At 57.2% G+C, this 16,988-nt stretch carries 12 protein-coding genes and 2 pseudogenes; 9 read left to right on the top strand and 5 right to left on the bottom strand.

Going from position 1 to position 16,988, the window contains the following annotated elements:
* Positions 1 to 104 precede the first annotated feature (104 nt).
* A complete protein-coding gene (locus J2Y86_RS05585) occupies positions 105 to 2,105 on the top strand; it encodes a peptidase U32 family protein (RefSeq protein ID WP_253428732.1) in 2,001 nt (666 codons plus the stop codon).
* A 67-nt stretch (positions 2,106 to 2,172) separates the two neighbouring features.
* On the opposite strand, the pseudogene J2Y86_RS30340 reads toward J2Y86_RS05585, so the two are convergent.
* A pseudogene (locus tag J2Y86_RS30340) lies at positions 2,173 to 2,688 on the bottom strand (methyl-accepting chemotaxis protein); the annotation flags it as partial.
* Positions 2,689 to 3,030: 342 nt separating this feature from the next.
* Positions 3,031 to 3,786: pseudogene (locus J2Y86_RS30335) on the bottom strand (cache domain-containing protein); the annotation flags it as partial.
* Between the two features lie 484 nt (positions 3,787 to 4,270).
* Between J2Y86_RS30335 and J2Y86_RS05575 the strand changes: the two are divergent.
* The 8 genes from J2Y86_RS05575 (at position 4,271) to J2Y86_RS05540 (ending at position 12,735) form a co-directional block, all read left to right on the top strand.
* Positions 4,271 to 5,482 (top strand): MFS transporter, encoded by a 1,212-nt coding sequence (locus J2Y86_RS05575; protein ID WP_253440142.1) that lies wholly within the window; start codon positions 4,271 to 4,273, stop codon positions 5,480 to 5,482.
* 25 nt (positions 5,483 to 5,507) lie between these two features.
* Entirely contained in the window at positions 5,508 to 6,425 is a 918-nt protein-coding gene (locus J2Y86_RS05570) for a LysR family transcriptional regulator (protein WP_253428730.1), read from the top strand.
* Between the two features lie 80 nt (positions 6,426 to 6,505).
* Positions 6,506 to 7,213 carry a TetR/AcrR family transcriptional regulator gene (locus J2Y86_RS05565; RefSeq protein WP_253428729.1) on the top strand — a complete coding sequence of 236 codons (708 nt, stop codon included), beginning with the start codon at positions 6,506 to 6,508 and terminating at the stop codon, positions 7,211 to 7,213.
* Positions 7,214 to 7,519: 306 nt separating this feature from the next.
* Complete coding sequence (locus J2Y86_RS05560; protein WP_253428728.1) at positions 7,520 to 8,002, top strand: VOC family protein; 483 nt, start codon at positions 7,520 to 7,522, stop codon at positions 8,000 to 8,002.
* Positions 7,999 to 9,219, top strand: a complete 1,221-nt coding sequence (locus J2Y86_RS05555) for an FAD binding domain-containing protein (RefSeq protein ID WP_253428727.1) — start codon at positions 7,999 to 8,001, stop codon at positions 9,217 to 9,219. The genes J2Y86_RS05560 and J2Y86_RS05555 overlap by 4 nt, the downstream gene beginning before the upstream one ends.
* A 30-nt stretch (positions 9,220 to 9,249) precedes the next feature.
* Positions 9,250 to 9,612 carry a DUF485 domain-containing protein gene (locus tag J2Y86_RS05550; RefSeq protein ID WP_253428726.1) on the top strand — a complete coding sequence of 121 codons (363 nt, stop codon included), beginning with the start codon at positions 9,250 to 9,252 and terminating at the stop codon, positions 9,610 to 9,612.
* Positions 9,609 to 11,264, top strand: coding sequence for a cation acetate symporter (locus tag J2Y86_RS05545; RefSeq protein WP_253428725.1), 1,656 nt, complete (start codon positions 9,609 to 9,611; stop codon positions 11,262 to 11,264). Before J2Y86_RS05550 ends, J2Y86_RS05545 begins: the two co-directional genes overlap by 4 nt.
* 133 nt (positions 11,265 to 11,397) lie before the next feature.
* Positions 11,398 to 12,735 (top strand): OprD family porin, encoded by a 1,338-nt coding sequence (locus tag J2Y86_RS05540; RefSeq protein WP_253428724.1) that lies wholly within the window; start codon positions 11,398 to 11,400, stop codon positions 12,733 to 12,735.
* Between the two features lie 233 nt (positions 12,736 to 12,968).
* Here the strand turns inward: J2Y86_RS05540 and J2Y86_RS05535 are convergent, their stop codons facing one another.
* The 3 genes from J2Y86_RS05535 to J2Y86_RS05525 are packed head-to-tail and all read right to left on the bottom strand — an operon-like array spanning position 12,969 to position 16,956.
* Positions 12,969 to 15,224 carry a xanthine dehydrogenase family protein molybdopterin-binding subunit gene (locus J2Y86_RS05535; RefSeq protein WP_253428723.1) on the bottom strand — a complete coding sequence of 752 codons (2,256 nt, stop codon included), beginning with the start codon at positions 15,222 to 15,224 and terminating at the stop codon, positions 12,969 to 12,971.
* Entirely contained in the window at positions 15,221 to 15,685 is a 465-nt protein-coding gene (locus tag J2Y86_RS05530) for a (2Fe-2S)-binding protein (RefSeq protein ID WP_367399711.1), read from the bottom strand. Before J2Y86_RS05530 ends, J2Y86_RS05535 begins: the two co-directional genes overlap by 4 nt.
* A complete protein-coding gene (locus tag J2Y86_RS05525; protein ID WP_253428722.1) occupies positions 15,682 to 16,956 on the bottom strand; it encodes a c-type cytochrome in 1,275 nt (424 codons plus the stop codon). The genes J2Y86_RS05530 and J2Y86_RS05525 overlap by 4 nt, the downstream gene beginning before the upstream one ends.
* Positions 16,957 to 16,988: the final 32 nt, after the last annotated feature.

The raw sequence follows: 16,988 nt of genomic DNA, 5'->3' as shown, positions 1-16,988 counted from the left end.
CAAACATATTTTTTTTGCCATTACCACTCGGTAGGCCACGGGGTGCCGGTCAAGAGTTTCGCCGCTACAATGCGTGCCTCGACCGTGACAACCAGATAATAAATATGTCTCTACCTAAACATCACCTGGAGCTGCTCAGTCCCGCCCGTGACGTGAGCATTGCCCGCGAGGCCATCCTGCATGGTGCCGACGCCGTGTATATCGGTGGCCCAAGCTTTGGCGCCCGCCACAACGCCTGCAATGAAGTGAGTGAAATCGCCGGGCTGGTGGAATTCGCCCGTCGTTACCACGCGCGGGTGTTCACCACCATCAACACGATCCTGCATGACAACGAGCTGGAGCCGGCCCGCAAGCTGATCCACGAACTGTACGATGCCGGTGTCGATGCGTTGATCGTCCAGGACCTGGGCGTGATGGAGCTGGATATCCCGCCGATCGAACTGCACGCCAGCACCCAGACCGACATCCGCACCCTGGCACGAGCCAAGTTCCTGGACCAGGCTGGCTTCTCCCAACTGGTACTCGCCCGCGAGCTGAACCTGCAAGAAATTCGCGCCATCGCCGACGAGACCGATGCAGCGATCGAGTTCTTCATTCACGGCGCGCTGTGTGTGGCGTTCTCCGGCCAGTGCAATATTTCCCACGCACAGAACGGCCGTAGCGCCAACCGTGGCGACTGCTCCCAGGCCTGTCGTTTGCCGTACACGCTCAAGGACGACCAGGGCCGCGTCGTTGCCTACGAAAAACACCTGCTGTCGATGAAGGACAACAACCAGAGCGCCAACATCCGCGCATTGGTGGAAGCCGGCGTTCGCTCATTCAAGATCGAGGGGCGCTACAAGGACATGGGCTATGTGAAAAACATCACGGCCTACTACCGCCAGCGCCTGGACGATGTTCTCGAAGATCGCCCGGACCTGGCCCGCGCTTCCAGTGGCCGCACGGCGCACTTCTTTGTGCCCGACCCGGACAAGACGTTCCACCGTGGCAGCACCGACTACTTCGTCAGCGAGCGCAAGATCGACATCGGCGCCTTCGACTCACCGACCTTTACCGGCTTGCCGGTGGGCGTGGTGGAGAAGGTTGGCAAGCGCGATTTGCAAGTGGTGACCTTCGAACCGTTGTCCAACGGCGATGGCCTCAATGTGCAGATCAAACGTGAGGTGGTGGGATTCCGCGCCAATATCGCCGAGCCCAAAGGAGAGTTCGACGAAGAGGGTCAGAAGCGTTATCGCTACCGCGTCGAGCCCAACGAGATGCCGGAAGGCATGTACAAGCTGCGGCCCAACCATCCACTGAGCCGCAACCTTGACCACAACTGGCAGCAAGCCCTGCAGAAGACTTCCGCCGAGCGACGTATCGGCCTGACCTGGGTCGCGCAACTCGACGAGCAGCGCCTGCAACTCACCGCCACCAGCGAGGAGGGCGTCAGCGCCAGCGTGTCCCTGGACGGCCCGTTCGGTCTGGCCAACAAGCCGGAGCAGGCCCTGGAGCAACTGCGTGACCTGCTCGGTCAACTGGGCACCACCGACTACCACGCCAGCGCCATTAAACTGGATGCACCCCAGGCGTTCTTCATCCCCAATTCGCAACTCAAGGCCTTGCGCCGCGAAGTGATCGAAGCGTTGACCGCGGCCCGTCTGCTGGCGCATCCACGGGGAGGTCGCAAGGCCGAAACCAACCCGCCGCCGGTGTACCCGGAATCGCACCTGTCGTTCCTGGCCAACGTCTACAACCAGAAGGCCCGCGACTTTTATCACCGTCATGGCGTGAAGCTGATCGACGCGGCCTTCGAGGCCCACGAGGAGACCGGCGAGGTACCGGTGATGATCACCAAGCACTGCCTGCGCTTCTCCTTCAACCTTTGCCCCAAGCAAGCCAAAGGCGTCACCGGTGTGCGCACCAAGGTCGCGCCGATGCAACTGGTGCACGGTGACGAGGTGCTGACGCTGAAGTTCGACTGCAAGCCTTGTGAGATGCACGTCATCGGCAAGATCAAGGGACACATCCTGGATCTGCCGCAACCGGGTAGCGTCATGGAGCCGATCGTCGGTCACATCAGCCCCGAAGACCTGCTCAAGACGATCCCTCGCGCGCCGCACTGAGCGTGACAGGTGAGCGCGCAGTCGTCCTGTTGCGCTCGCCTGGTCGCGTGGATGCGCAGGCCAGACTCTAAATACGAAACTGGGCAACCAGACGGCCCAGCCGATTGCCCAGATCGGTGAGGCTTCTGGAGGTTTGCGCGCCATCCTTGGCGTCCTCGGCGACCACGTCGGCCGCCTGTGAGATGTGAGTCATGCTGCGGTTCACTTCCTCGGCCACGGCATTTTGCTCTTCGGATGCGCTGGCGATCTGGGCGTTCATGTCGTTGATGGTCTCAATCAGCTGACTGATGGCATCCAGCGACATGCCGGCCTGGTTCGCCAGTTCCCCCGTTGTCCGGCCTGTTTCACTGGAGCGACGCATCGTGGTCATGGCGTCCTGGGTGCCTTTTTGCAGCAGGCTGATCATCCCGTGGATTTCCTGGGTGCTCTTTTGCGTACGGCTGGCCAGGGCGCGAACTTCGTCAGCCACCACTGCAAATCCACGACCCGCATCACCGGCCCGAGCTGCTTCTATGGCCGCGTTCAAAGCCAACAGGTTGGTTTGCTCGGCGATAGAACGAATGACGTCAACGACACCGGCAATCAATTGCACATCCTTGTTCAGGCTGTCCAAAGACGAGCTGCTTTGGCCGATTTCCTCAATCAACGAATGAATGCTTTCGATGCTCTTGTTGACGACATCCCTTGCCTGGCCACCGACATCGCTGGTTTCTCTTGCCGCATGCGAAGCGCCTTGGGCACTGACGGAAACCTGATGCGCGGCCGTGGACATTTCATGAATGGCGGTCGCCACCTGGTCCGTCTCCTGGTGCTGACGATCCATGGCCTGCTCCGACCGTTGTGCCTGGGCCGACATGTCTTCGACCAATGCGGTCAATTGCCCGGTCATCTCGGCGATCTGACGCACGAGGCTATGGATTTTCTCCACGAACACGTTGAACGAGTGGGCCAGATCGCCCAACTCATCCTTGCTTGAAACGGGCAAGCGATGCGTGAGGTCGCCATCTCCAGCGGCGATGTTGTCGAGGTTCTGTTTGATGGCCAGTACCGGTTTGACAATGCTGTTGCCGAGCCAAATGCCGATCAAGGCGACGAGCAGCAGCAAGCAAATGGTGAGCGTAAGGACGTACTGGGTGTACTGGCCGATTCGCTCATAACGCTCACTGGCGATGGCCTGCACCTGAACTTCAAGGTCGTCCAGATTCACTTGGGTGCCCACGATCAGGTCCCACTTATCCAGGTAAACGGTGTAACCCAGCTTGGGTGTGGGTTTCGGGCTGCTGGGCGTTTGCCAGTGGTACTTGAAAAAATGCGTACCCGTCCTGGCCGCTTTCACTAGCCCGCGAATGACATACACGCCGTTGGCATCCTTGCTATCAACAAAGCTTTTGCCGATGTCGGTGTTCAGGTTGGCGGAGAACACTCGGACAGACGAAGAGTCGTAGCCGTAAAAGTAGTTTTGTTTATCGAAACTGAGCGTCCGCAGAATCTTCACAGCCTGATCCCGAGCGTTGGAATCGCCGGATTTTGAAGCGTCGTATATCGGCTGAATCGCTGCCTGGGCAATTTCCATGTAGTGCGTTAGCGAAGTTTTGCGCTCATTGATCAAGAGATCTCGCGTCTGCTCAACCGCTTCGGCTGCCAGCTTTTGCAAAACCCAATAGATGCTGCCACTGATCACGGCAGCCAGCAATAGGCCAGGGATGATCGCCAGGAAAATCACTTTGCTACGAAGACTTAGCGTCACTGGGTTTCGCCTCACTCAAGAGATTTTATTGTTAGCCACCCATTTTTTTATCTCGACCAAGGTTGGCTCGACGTTGCTTGAAAGGTGGGGTGTTTTTTAGGTTGGGTCGGTCAAGCCCGGGGAAACGGCAGCTTCCCATGGGTTAGAAAAATCTTTTAATGATCGATCGATCAATAGTAGTCTACGCTCATCTCGAACAGCTTGTCGATGCTCGGGAAAAGGCGGTGAAAGAGCCCATCGATAAGCAGGGGCGATAGAGAAGTCGCCTGGTGTCCTTTGCGCCTGACGCAACATGACGTTGCGTCCCGCCCATATTCTCTCGAGGGGGAGCGCCGCCTATTTTGTGGGCCTGACAAACATCAATGCGGGTGACCTTTTCCTGGAGAGGCACCGCTGTCGAAACTCAGGAGTTTATGGAATGGGCGTTTCTACAAGCAGTACAGCAGCGACGATACAAAAAGCTTCAATGACCAGAGGGCTGGTGCTTCTGTTTGCGTTTTGTTGCGGAGCCATCGTGGCCAACATCTATTACGCACAACCGATCATCAGCTTGATCGCCCCGGATATCGGCATGTCGAATGGCAGCGCGAGCTTTATTGTTTCGCTGACTCAGATTGGTTATGCCTTCGGATTGTTTTTCCTGGTGCCCTTGGCGGACCTGGTAGAAAACCGCCGGCTGATGATCGCGACGATCGTGGTTACGATCTTCAGCCTGGTCGCCGCCGGTCTGGCCAAGCAGCCGAGCGTGTTTCTCGTCGTCTCGGCACTCATCGGTTTCAGCTCGGTCTCCGTGCAAATGCTGATCCCGTTGGCCGCGCACCTGGCACCGGAAGAGTCTCGCGGCCGGGTGGTGGGCGGGATCATGGGGGGCTTGCTGCTGGGGATTCTGCTTGCGCGGCCGCTGTCGAGCCTGGTGGCTGATCATTTCGGCTGGCGGGCAGTGTTCATCGGGGCGGCGGCCTTGATGCTCATCATCTCCATCGTGATCGCCATGACCATGCCCAAATGGCAGCCGGCCCATCGCGCTTCGTATGGCCAACTGCTGATGTCTCTTGGGCAACTGTTTTGCCGCGAGCCCGTACTGCGTCAGCGTGCGCTTTATCAAGGGCTGATGTTTGCAGCGTTCAGTCTGTTCTGGACCGCGGTGCCGCTGGTATTGAGCCGTGAGTTTGGCCTCACGCAAAGTCAGATTGCGATGTTCTCTCTGGTGGGCGCCATCGGTGCAGTCGCCGCACCTATCAGCGGTCGACTCGCTGATGCAGGGCACACTCGACGTGCCTCGCAGTTGGCCATGGTGCTGGGCGTAGTGAGCTTCCTTCCGGCCTTCATCAATCCCTTTTACGGTGTGATCGGGTTAGCGGTGACCGGTATAGCGCTGGATTTTGCCGTGCAGATGAACATGGTGCTGGGCCAACGAGCCGTCTACGCCTTGGGTGCCGCCAACAGAGGTCGTCTGAATGCGTTGTACATGATCAGTATCTTCATTGGCGGTGCATTCGGTTCCTCGGTGGCCAGTTCGCTTTATGAACACGCCAGCTGGTTGGCGATTGCGGCGGTGGGTAGCGCATTGTCACTGGTCGCTCTGATTGCCTTCTCGGTGGTTTCTCGTCGAGCCGGACAGGCTCAATGAGACTCCGGACCAGTCAAGGAGTGTCATGGACAAGCTGCTCGCATTGAAGATGTTCGTCCAGGCGGTGGATTCGAAAGGCTTTTCTTCTGCCGCTCGACAACTAGGCCTGGCGACGTCTTCCGTGACCCGGATGATCGATGGGCTTGAAGCGGAACTGGGGGCAGTTCTGCTTAACCGCTCCACGCGTCAAATCTCATTGTCAGATGCCGGGGCCGCCTACTACTTGAAAGCGCGGGAGGTATTGAGCGCTGTAGCCGAAGCGGATGCTTCGGTGACTGACCGTGGGGAAGTCCCCGCAGGGCATCTGCGTATTTCTGTCCCGGTGGCGTTTGGACGCCGTCTGATTGCGCCTCATATCGCTTCGCTGTTGAAGCGTTACCCGCAACTCGTATTGGACATGACGCTTTCTGACGACATTGTCGAGTTGCTGGGCGAGCGCGTCGATTTGTCGATCCGGTTGGGCTCGGCCGCCGCAATGGATGGTGTCGTCAGTCGTCCCATTGGCCATTTCAGGCGTCGGGTGGTTGCCAGTGCCGAGTACCTGAAAACCCGTGGCTACCCTGAACACCCAATGGATCTCTTGCAGCACGAATGCCTGCGCTTCAGTTACGGAACAAAGCAGCAGGTCTGGACTTTCATGAAGGGCGGTGAAGAGAGCCGAGTACCCGTTGAGGGACGCTTTAAAAGCAACAATGCGGAGGTTCTGCGTGAAGTCGCGCTGGCGGGCGGTGGGGTGGCGTTGTTACCTGACTGGCTTGTCAACGATGATATCGAGGGCGGCCAATTGACGTCGTTGTTCGAGTCGTTTGTTGTCAATCCGAACGATGCGAGTTCGGCCATCTCTGCGCTGTATCTTCCCAATCATCGTGGCTCTCGACGCGTCAATGCGTTTATCGATTTCATCAGCGAATTGCTGGGGCCTGAAGGCTTGCCCCAGAGCTGATCCCTCCATGTAGGCGGGGTTCATAGCCAGCGCATTCTTTTGTTTTGTATGATGCCTCGATGAAGCTCTAGTGAGGCGTTATGCAAGACTCAAAAAATGTAGACGAGAACGAGCCTGGACATTCAGCGGACTCAGCCAGCCTCGTCAAATCGACGACTCGACGCCTTTCGCCAGAGGTCAGGGAAAAGCAGATTGTGCAGAAAGCCATTGAGCATTTTGCGACGTGCGGATTCTCGGGGAGTACCCGTGAGCTGGCGCGACAACTCGATATTACCCAACCCTTGCTCTATCGATATTTTCCTAGCAAAGAGGCATTGATAGACCGTGTCTACGACGAGGTCTATCAGTGGGATACCGAGTGGGAGGCGATAATCAAGGATCGTTCGGAACCCCTTCAGCCTCGCCTGGTTCGTTTCTATACCTCATACGCAGGCGTGATTCTGCGGCGAGAATGGATTCGTATCTTCGTGTTTGCCGGGCTGACACGTGAAGGCATCAACGATCGGTATCTGGCTAAATTGCGTGAGCGAGTCTTCATTCCTGTCATTGCAGAAATTCGCCATGCTCATGGATTGGCGCCGTCCTCAGGTGAAACGATCAATGAAAAAGAGCTTGAGCTGATCTGGAGTTTGCATGCCAGCATTTTCTATATCGGCGTGCGCAAATGGATTTACGATCTTCCAGTGACTGAGGACATTGATGCGCAGATCGAGCAGATGGTCGATGCGTTCCTTAACGGCAGTCCCCATGTCCTGCAGCAACTCGATAACGACCTCGGCGAGAATTGATCGGCTTCGATTCGAACGAGTTATGCTCCCTTTGCCTATCTCCTGACTGCTGCATTGCCCCTCTTTTTTGTCGACCACTCATCACCTGTTTCAGCCTTCAGCTGAGCGGGTGGAGAGGGCGTACGCGCGCCTGACTGCCCCGCAAAGTCCCATTCCAAACGCTTGAAGCGGGTCCTCTTTCCGGGACGTCACGACGTGATTCAAACCAACTCTCAAAAATTTGAGCTTCCAGCTATTGCCTTCAATTTCGTCAGGTCGTATTGTTTATCAAGTGATAAATAAATACAAAAAACAGTTGGAGGCACCATGCACGTCCTGAAGCTCGCTCATTACTCGATCCGGTCGTTTGACCTGGAGAAGTCCAGTCGATTTTATGAAAGGGTGCTCGGTTTTAAGCCTGGCTATCGGCCGCCGTTCGATTTTCCTGGCGTCTGGTTGTACATGGGAGGGGATGAGGAGGACTTTGGCACCGTCCACATTATCGGGATAGATCCCTCCAACCCCGAAGGTCTGAAGAAGTACCTCGGTGACAAGGACATCCCGCTGACCGGCACTGGAACCGTCGACCACATCGCGTTTCTGGTAACGGGCCTTGTCGAGTTCTGGAGCGTCTTCAAAGCCGAAGGGATTGCGTGGCGCGATCGCACCGTTCCGAGCCTCGGCTTGCATCAGGTCTTCATCGAAGATCCGTCTGGCGTCACCATCGAGCTCAACTTCCCGGCCTCCGAAATTGAAGCCGTCGGTTCTTACGCCGCCCATGCGGCTGCGACTGCGGGAGTACGTTCATGAGCAATTCATTGAACAAACGCCGCGCCATTGTCGTGGGCGGCTCGCTCGGTGGCCTGTTTGCAGCCAATATGCTGTTGCGCAAAGGTTGGGATGTTGAAGTTTTCGAGCGTGTTCCGGAGGAACTCGCTGGACGAGGCGCGGGCATCGTCACCCACCCTGAATTGTTCGAAGCGATGGCCGCCGCGGGAATTCCCCTCGATGCGTCGGTAGGCATCGATGTGCTTTCGCGCGTCACGCTGGCCCAGGACGGTGATGTCGTCCTTGAGAACGCACTCCCACAAACGTTGACCGCGTGGGGGAAGATGTATCAGGTGCTTCGTTCCGCATTTCCAGATTCGCTGTATCGCTGCGGTGGCAGTGTCGTATCGGTCGAAAGCACTGAAACCCATGCCACTGTCACGTTGGCCGATGGCACCACTCATCAAGCCGACGTCATTATTGCGGCTGACGGATTTCGGTCGACGATTCGCCAGCATTTTCTACCTGACGTACACCTGCAATATGCCGGGTATATCGCCTGGCGCGGGTTAGTGGATGAAAGTGCCCTGTCTGATTCTGCCCACGCGGCACTTTTCGACAAGTTTGCGTTTTGCTTACCTCCGCACGAACAGATCCTGGGGTATCCCGTTGCCGGGCATTCCAACAGCACCCGTGTCGGGGAGCGCCGTTATAACTTTGTGTGGTACCGCACCAGCGACGATGACGATTTGCGCGATTTGCTGAGGGATGAAAGCGGCAAGCAATTTGAAGGCGGAATTCCTCCGGCGCTGATACGCCGTGACGTGCTCGACACTATGTACAAATCCGCAGACTCCTTACTTGCCCCGCAGTTTGCCGAAGTCGTAAAGAAAGCGGCCCAGCCGTTATTCCAGCCGATTTACGACCTGGAAGTACCGAAGATGAATTTCGGACGTGTCGCTTTGCTTGGCGACGCGGCATTCGTGGCGCGGCCTCATTGCGGGATGGGAGTTACCAAGGCAGCCGGTGATGCCTTGGCAATCGTCGAAGCACTTGAGCGACATGCATCCGTTGAAGAGGCATTGGCGGACTATAGCGAGCAACGCTGTCGTTTCGGGGCGTCGATTGTTCAGCATGCCAGGCATCTGGGTGCCTATATGCAATCTCAACTGAAAAGTGCGGAAGAGCGCGAAATGGCTGAGTTGTACCGAACGCCAGAAGCCGTGATGCGTGAGACGGCAGTGCCCGTGAAGTTCTAATCCAGCCACACGCCTTTGCAGGAGATCACCATGGAACATGCATATCCGCGAGACGGTGGCCCGGCCATGTCCGCTGAACAGGTTGATGACACGCTTCAAAACCCGATTCTCGACAATCCGCAGTTTCGTGCGTTGGTAAAACAGCGACGAATATTTTCGTGGAGCATGACCGCTCTTATGCTGGCGGTCTATTTCGGCTTCATTCTTTCTCTGGCCTTTATACCCGCCCGTTTGGGTACACCCATCGTCGAAGGGCAGCCGATGACGTGGGGCGTGCCGATTGGCTTTGGAATGCTCGCTTTCACGATTCTCCTCGTTGCTGTCTATGTATGGCGCACTAATACCTGCTACGACCCAAAAATAAAAACAATCATCAGGAGCTTCAACAAATGAAGCGTCTACTCATTGCTATCTCCGCCGTCCTTGCTTCGGTAGCGGCATACGCGGCCGATGTCCCGGTCGCAGCACAAAAATATAACCCCATCGCCATCGGCATGTTTTTAGCGTTCGTTATTTTCACTCTGTTTGTCACGCGATGGGCCGCACGTAAAAACAATAGCGTTGCCGATCACTATGCAGCAGGAGGAAAAATCACCGGTTTCCAAAATGGTTGGGCCATCGCCGGTGACTATATGTCTGCCGCGTCTTTGCTGGGCATCTCCGCATTGGTGTTTACCAGCGGATTTGATGGGCTGATCTACTCGATCGGCTTCCTTGCCAGCTGGCCGATCATTCTGTTTCTGATTGCGGAACCATTGCGAAACCTGGGGCGCTATACCCTGGCGGACGTACTGTCCTATCGGCTGAAACAACGACCCATACGTGCTTTTGCGGCGTCCAGTTCGATCGTGATCGTTCTGCTTTACCTGGTTTCTCAACTGGTAGGCGCAGGAAAACTGGTGGAGTTGCTGTTTGGCTTCGATTACACCGCGGCAGTACTTCTTGTGGGTACGCTGATGGTTATCTATGTTTTCTTTGGCGGCATGCTGGCGACGACCTGGATTCAGATCATCAAGGCCGTCTTACTGCTGACCGGCTGTGTCTTCATGGCTTTTATGGTGTTATCCGAATTCGGATTCAGCCTGAACCAGTTGTTCACGCAAGCGACCGAGGTTCATCCCTCCCATGTAGCAATCATGAGCCCCGGCGGTCTGATTACCGACCCGGTGTCTGCCATTTCCCTGGGATTGGCCTTGGTCTTCGGCACGGCAGGTCTTCCACACATCCTCATGCGGTTCTTCACCGTCGGTAACGTCAAGGCCGCGCGCCAAAGTATTCTTTATGCCACGGGTCTTGTCGGCATAGGGTACGCACTGATCGTCATTATCGGCTTCGGCACCATTGCTCTGGTTGCCAGTAATCCCGCCTATCACGATGCATCAGGTGGAATTCTGGGCGGCGTCAACATGGTTGCGATTCACCTCGCACACAATGTCGGCGGTAATGTCTTCCTCGGGTTTATGTGTGCAGTTTCGTTCTCGACGATATTGGCCGTCGTGGCAGGGCTGACCCTGGCCGGCTCGTCTGCTGTTTCTCATGATCTTTATGCACATGCCATACGCCGTGGTACCGCCAGCGACGGCGAAGAAATGCGCGTCTCTCGCGTCACAACTATCGTTTTGGGTGTGTTGTCGATTCTCCTGGCGATTGCTTTTGAAAAACAGAACATCGCCTTTATCGTGAGCTTAACGTTCTCCATCGCCGCCAGTTCCAATTTTCCAGTGCTGTTGTTGTCGATCTACTGGAAAGGCCTCACGACACGCGGCGCCGTGATTGGCGGATCGCTGGGGCTGATATCGGCCATCACCCTTTGCATTCTCAGCCCCACGGTATGGGTGAAAATCCTGCATCACCAGCAAGCCTGGTTTCCGTATGAATATCCGGCGCTGTTTTCAATGGCCGTAGCCTTTATCGGTATTTTCTGGTTCTCCATTACTGATCGTTCCGCCAGTGCAGTAGCTGAGCGCAATCGCTTCGACAATCAGTTGGTGGATTCTGAGCTGGGTACACCGGCAACATGGAAGGCGCAGCTGAAAGCTGATTGATTCAAGTAGTTACTGTCTAGTTTAAATAGTTACAAGTTTGCTGCATGCAGGTGCAGCTCTTGTGAATGCCTATGCCTGAAAAGTCGTTGATTAGTTTATACAAAAATAAAAATCTCAACTAAGGTGCGAAACAATGAAGTGTACTTTTACTGTTGCGGCAGCCCTGTGTGTGTTGGCGCAGCAAGCCCATGCGGCGGGTTTCATCGATGATAGTAAGGCTGCGCTTAAACTGCGTAACTTCTATATCAATAGCGACTACCGAGACTCGGCAACACCCGCTCAGAAGGCAGCCAACCAGAGTTATCAAGCTGAATGGGGCCAAGCCTTTCAGCTCGAATTCATCTCCGGTTACACCCCGGGGCCCGTCGGTTTCGGTGTTGATGCGTTGGGCATGTTGGGCGTGAAGCTGGATTCAAGCGCCGGCAAACATGGCAATCCAACGGGCACCAACTACGGTGGCATCGTGTTTCCAAGCGATGGCGACCACGCAGTTGACGATGTCTCCAACCTGGGGCTGACCGGGAAAATGAAAATATCCAAGACCGAGCTGAAGCTTGGAACCTTGGTCCCGAAACTGCCGGTCATCTTCAGCAATGACGGACGTTTGTTGCCGCAAACCTGGCAGGGGACCCAGGTGACTTCGGCCGATATCAAGGACCTGACCTTGGTAGGCGGGCAAATTGATGAGGTGAAGGGCCGTAACTCCAGCAACAATGAAAACATGTCCATCGCGGGTGCAAATAATGCGGTCACTGGCCGCTTCAGTAATAAATTCATCTACGCCGGCGGTGATTACAAGCTGACTAAAGATCTGACCGTTCAATATTATTACGGCAATCTCAAGGATTTTTATAAGCAAAACTTTCTCGGTCTGATTCACAACTGGGCCATTGGTCCTGGCGTACTGACCAGTGATCTTCGCTACTTCAATAGTAAAAATGACGGCGCAAACGGCCATGACCCTGCGTATTTCACGACGGGCTTCTACGGCGGCAATACGCTAAAGGGTGAGGTCGACAATAATCTGTACAGCGGATTATTTACCTACGCGGTTGCGGGGCACACGTTTGGCGCAGGCTATGAAGTCAGCGATGGGAAAAGTGACTTCCCGTATTTGAACCAGGGGGACGGCCCGACCACCTACACGATCACGGAGATGCAGGTTCAGAAGTTCGTTCGTGCCGGCGAGAAATCATGGCAAGCCCGTTACGCTTATGACTTTGCCAAACTGGGCTTGCCCGGTGCGACGGCGGGTGTTGTGTATGTCAAAGGGGAGGGTATCGATACTGGCGCCTCCAGCAATTCCAGCGAGTGGGAGCGTGACATTACGTTGGCCTATGTCGTGCAATCGGGCCCCTTGAAAGGTTTGGGTGTCATGTGGAAAAACGCCATGGTGCGAAACAATATCCCCAACGCCCGCCAGCAAGATGAGAACCGCGTGATTATCAATTACCAATTGGCATTGTTTTAATTTATCAGGCTGCTCACTTCAGCGCACTGATAACGAGAACTTGAAAAATTCGGAGGGCCAGTGCTGTTTACGGCTGGCTACCCTCACTGACAGGTAGCGCTCTCACGAGTGCTGCGTTTACATGTCGTTCTCTTCCAACGGCGTGTTTTATAGAAGAGCAACATTTCCCTTGATTGGGGTAGGGCGGTGAAGTGATCCTTCACCGCCCTTTTTTTATTCTGAACAGGGACCGTTTATGATCCCAGCGCATCCTGCCAGCCACGTCGCGCCAGCGGCAGATCCAGCAAGCGCTTGCCGGTGGCATCGCTGATGGCGTTGCCCAACGCTGCTGCCATGGGGCCCTGGACGATTTCCGCGGCACCGAGAAAAGGCTGATCCGGCTGATCAAGCATGTGCACCTCGACCTGTTGCGGCAAATCGGGAAAACGCATGATCGGATAGCCGCTCCAGTCGAAGCTGTGCATGCCATTGGCGTCATAGAGGATGCGTTCATAGAGCGTCCAGCTGGCGGACTGCACGATGCCGCCCTGGATCTGATTGAGCAGCCCATCGGGACTGACGATTTGCCCCACATCGACGGCGGTGACTACGCGATCAATCGTCACCTGCCCCGTCTGGCGCTGCACATGCAGCTGCACGGCAATCGCACAGTAGCCCATGATGTTTTTATAACGCGCAAAGCCGAAGCCAATTCCGCTGCCGGGGCCCGTTGCCTTTTGCGGCCAACCGAAGGCGCTGGCCACTCGTTCCACCACCGCCCGCGCTCGCGGATCGGTCAAGTGATTCAGGCGAAATTGCACCGGGTCCACGCCGGCCTGCGCCGCCAGTTCATCCACGGTGCTCTCGATGGCGAACACGTTGATGTGGGCGCCGAGCGAACGCATGGCCGAGGTCCTGAATGGCATGGTCAGAACGAAATTCAGGTCGACCTTCAGGTTGGGTATTTCATACAACGGCACCGCGTTACGGTCGCCGTCGCCCTCGGGTTGGGCGATCGGGATCGAAGGGGCAGGGGTGAAGGGGCTTGCCAGGAGCCAGGCCGGTAACAGGCGTCCGGCATTGACGATGCGTTCGTTGTGCGGCGTACTCCAGAGCTCGTATTTCCAGTCACGCAGGCGCCCGCTGCTGTCCAGTCCCGCTTCCACTGTCGTCAGCATCGCCGAGCTGTAGGGTTCCCAGAGGTTTTCCTGTTCGCGCATCCATTGCACCCGAATCGGTTTGCCGGGTATGGCCATGGCGATCAGCGCGGCATCGGCGGCGGCATCATCCGCGCCGTTGTGGCCATAGCAACCGGAGCCTTCGGTGTGGATGCAACGCACCTGAGCCACTGGCAAGCCGACCATTTCGGCGATCCCCGCGCGCAAAGGATAGACACCTTGAGTGTGGGTCCAGACGGTCAGCGTTCCATCCTTGAACCAGGCCACAGCGCAGGACGGTCCGATGGAACCGTGCATCAGGTACTGCTTGGTCACCCGTGCCTTGTAGGCGCGTGGTGCAGGTTGCGCGAGGTTTCCTTTGGCAATCACCGGGTAGCGTCGCGCTGGCAACTCGGTGAGGAGTTGATGGATGTGTGTCGAATCGGGAAGTGGACGACCTTCTGTCCAGCGGGCAGTGGCATAACCTTCGCGCATTGCTTTGACCGCCAGCCATTCATCGGTGGCGACCACGGCGAGGTAACTGCCGTTGCGGACCAGTTTCACCACGCCTGGGAGTCGCTTGAGGGCGGCCTCGTCGATGTCCAGCAACTGGCTGCCGCGCCGGGGTGGACGTATTACACGGGCATGCAGCATATCGGGCAGGCGCATGTCCTGCACGTAAGCCGCACCGCCGCTGACCTTGGCGGGAATGTCCAGGCGAGGCAGTGATGTGCCGATCAGGGTGAAGCTGCTGGCTGGCTTGAACGGGGAATGGGCCGATGCGAAGCGATGCATCTGCACCCCGACAGCCGCTTGGGCGTAGGTCATGCTGCGGCCTTGCGCATCGTAGATTACGGCGTCCCGCGTGCTCAGGCTGTCGATGTTGCGCTGCCATTGCCGTGCGGCGGACTCGAGCAACAGCTGACGCACCTGGGCCGCGGCATTGAAAAGTGCGGTGCCGCTGTCGACGAGCGTGTGGCTGCCAGCGGTGTAACCTTCATTGGGTGTCAGCGCGGTGTCGGCGGTGAGAAAGCGGATGAGCTTGGGCGACACTTCGAGGCGTTCGGCGGCTATCTGTAAAAGCGCGGTTTTGACGCCGGTGCCCAGTTCAACTTTGCCGGTGTAGACGGTGATGCCATCCTTCGCGTCAATGCGGATCCAGGCGTCCAGATAGGGCGTGGCCCGCAGGCTGCCCGGCAGATCAGGCGCCAGGATTTCCGTGCCCAAGGTGTCCACTTCGGTGTCAGCGAAGGCCCGCGGAATGCCGGGAAGCATCGCGAAGCCCATCACCAATGCGCCGTTTATCACGAAGGCGCGGCGGCTCAAATCGACAGGTTGCTTTGAGGTTTTCACACCTTGTCTCCCTGCGCGATGACTGACTTGATAGCGGCGAGGATCCGCACGTGAGTGCCGCAGCGGCACAAGTTGGGCGCCATGTGGCGACGGATCGTTTCATCGTCCGGATGAGGGTTGGCCTCCAACAAAGCCTGGGCCCGTACGATCATTCCCGCGATGCAATAACCGCACTGGGCGGCCTGGACGTCGATAAAGGCTTTTTGCAACGGCCCCGGTTGGTCGGCGCTGCCCAGACTCTCCACGGTACGCACTGATTTGCCCGCCAACGCACCACAGGGTGTCAGGCATGAAAAAACCGGTTTGTCGTTCACTAATACCGTGCAGGCGCCGCACTGACCCAAACCGCAGCCGTACTTGGCGCCATTGAGTCCCACCTGGTTACGCAAGGCATACAGCAGCGGCATGTCCTCCGGGATGTCCAGTTCATGAGTCTTGCCGTTGATGTCGAGTGTGATCACGGTTGCTGCTCCTGAGCCCGAATGCTCTTGATGGTCTTGTCCAGATCCGTCCACGGTCGGGTCGCGCAGCTCTCGTTGCGCAGATACTCGGCAATGGCCGCCACGTCGGCATCGTCCAGGTTATGGGCGAAGGCCGGCATGTAGTGGCTCGCAGCGGCGGTGGACATCGGGATGCCCTGCAGGATGGTCTGGATCAAATTGCGTGGTGAGTCCGCCGTCACTGCCGAGGTGTGGGCCAGCGCGGGTCTTGACTCAATGACGCGCATTGGTGCGGCATTGCCGTGGCAGCTCGCGCAGGCCCCTTCGAACAACGAGGCGCCCTCAAGCGCCTTGGCACTGGGCTTGGCCGCAGAGGTGCAGGGCGGCAAGGTCGCCTCCGAAGAGGTTTTCTTCAGGTCAAGAATGTACTGCGCGATCGCATGGGCATCTTCCGCCGGCATCTGCGCGATGCTCAGGCTGACCGGCAACATCGGGCCCGCCGCTGCGCCGTGTCCTTCGGCGACTTCGCCGGTCAGGTAGGCGACCAACTGGGCTTCATTCCAGGGATGTTCCGCCGTGGCCATGCCTCGCAGGGCGGGGGCGGTCCAGCCGTCGACGACACCACCGTTGAACAGCTCGCTGCTTTTCTCCCCGCCAATCAGATTCAGCGGCGAATGGCAGGACGAGCAGTGCCCGGCGCCTTCGACCAGATAGCGTCCGCGGTTCCACAGTGCTGACCGGTCGGGAAGCGGTTCCAGCGGATCCCCATGCAGGAACAGCAGGTTCCAGAAAGACACCAGCGGGCGGAAATTCATCGGGAAAATCATGTGGTTTTCCGGTGCGGTGTAGTTGACCGGGTCCACGCTCATCAGAAAGGCATAGGCGTCGGCGATGTCTGCATCGCTCATCTTTCGGTAATGCACGTAGGGGAACGCCGGGTAGAGAAAATGGCCATCACGCGCGATGCCTTCACGCATGGCCCGCTCAAAGGCGTCCAGCGACCACTCGCCGATTCCGGTTTTCCGGTCCGGGGTGATGTTGGTGGTGAAGAGTGTTCCGAAGGGCGTTACCAGCGGCAATCCGCCCGCCATGTAAGCGCCCCCTGGCCGTGTGTGGCAGACCGCGCAGTCTCCCGCTTCGACAACGCGTCGGCCCCTGTCCAGGGTTTCGCGACCGGCATTCTGATGCTGGCCGGCGACGGGAATGGCCGGCCTCCACATCATCCAGAATGCGAACCCCATCCCCACGATGCCGATTGCCAGAACGGCACCGATGATCGTCTTGCGCTTCATCGCCTCACCTCTCCTGAGTTAACGACAGATTT

The organism is Pseudomonas migulae, from assembly GCF_024169315.1.
GTDB classification, from domain to species: domain Bacteria; phylum Pseudomonadota; class Gammaproteobacteria; order Pseudomonadales; family Pseudomonadaceae; genus Aquipseudomonas; species Aquipseudomonas migulae_B.
The sequence above is the reverse complement of the archived record's forward strand: the minus strand, read 5'-3'. Positions and strand labels throughout refer to the sequence as shown.

Excerpts from the sequence above, each read along its gene's own strand:
- J2Y86_RS05585 (WP_253428732.1), top strand. The coding sequence starts at position 105 with ATGTCTCTACCTAAACATCACCTGGAGCTGCTCAGTCCCGCCCGTGAC.
- J2Y86_RS05575 (WP_253440142.1), top strand. The coding sequence starts at position 4,271 with ATGGGCGTTTCTACAAGCAGTACAGCAGCGACGATACAAAAAGCTTCA.
- J2Y86_RS05570 (WP_253428730.1), top strand. The coding sequence starts at position 5,508 with ATGGACAAGCTGCTCGCATTGAAGATGTTCGTCCAGGCGGTGGATTCG.
- J2Y86_RS05565 (WP_253428729.1), top strand. The coding sequence starts at position 6,506 with ATGCAAGACTCAAAAAATGTAGACGAGAACGAGCCTGGACATTCAGCG.
- J2Y86_RS05560 (WP_253428728.1), top strand. The coding sequence starts at position 7,520 with ATGCACGTCCTGAAGCTCGCTCATTACTCGATCCGGTCGTTTGACCTG.
- J2Y86_RS05555 (WP_253428727.1), top strand. The coding sequence starts at position 7,999 with ATGAGCAATTCATTGAACAAACGCCGCGCCATTGTCGTGGGCGGCTCG.
- J2Y86_RS05550 (WP_253428726.1), top strand. The coding sequence starts at position 9,250 with ATGGAACATGCATATCCGCGAGACGGTGGCCCGGCCATGTCCGCTGAA.
- J2Y86_RS05545 (WP_253428725.1), top strand. The coding sequence starts at position 9,609 with ATGAAGCGTCTACTCATTGCTATCTCCGCCGTCCTTGCTTCGGTAGCG.
- J2Y86_RS05540 (WP_253428724.1), top strand. The coding sequence starts at position 11,398 with ATGAAGTGTACTTTTACTGTTGCGGCAGCCCTGTGTGTGTTGGCGCAG.
- J2Y86_RS05525 (WP_253428722.1), bottom strand. The coding sequence starts at position 16,956 with ATGAAGCGCAAGACGATCATCGGTGCCGTTCTGGCAATCGGCATCGTG.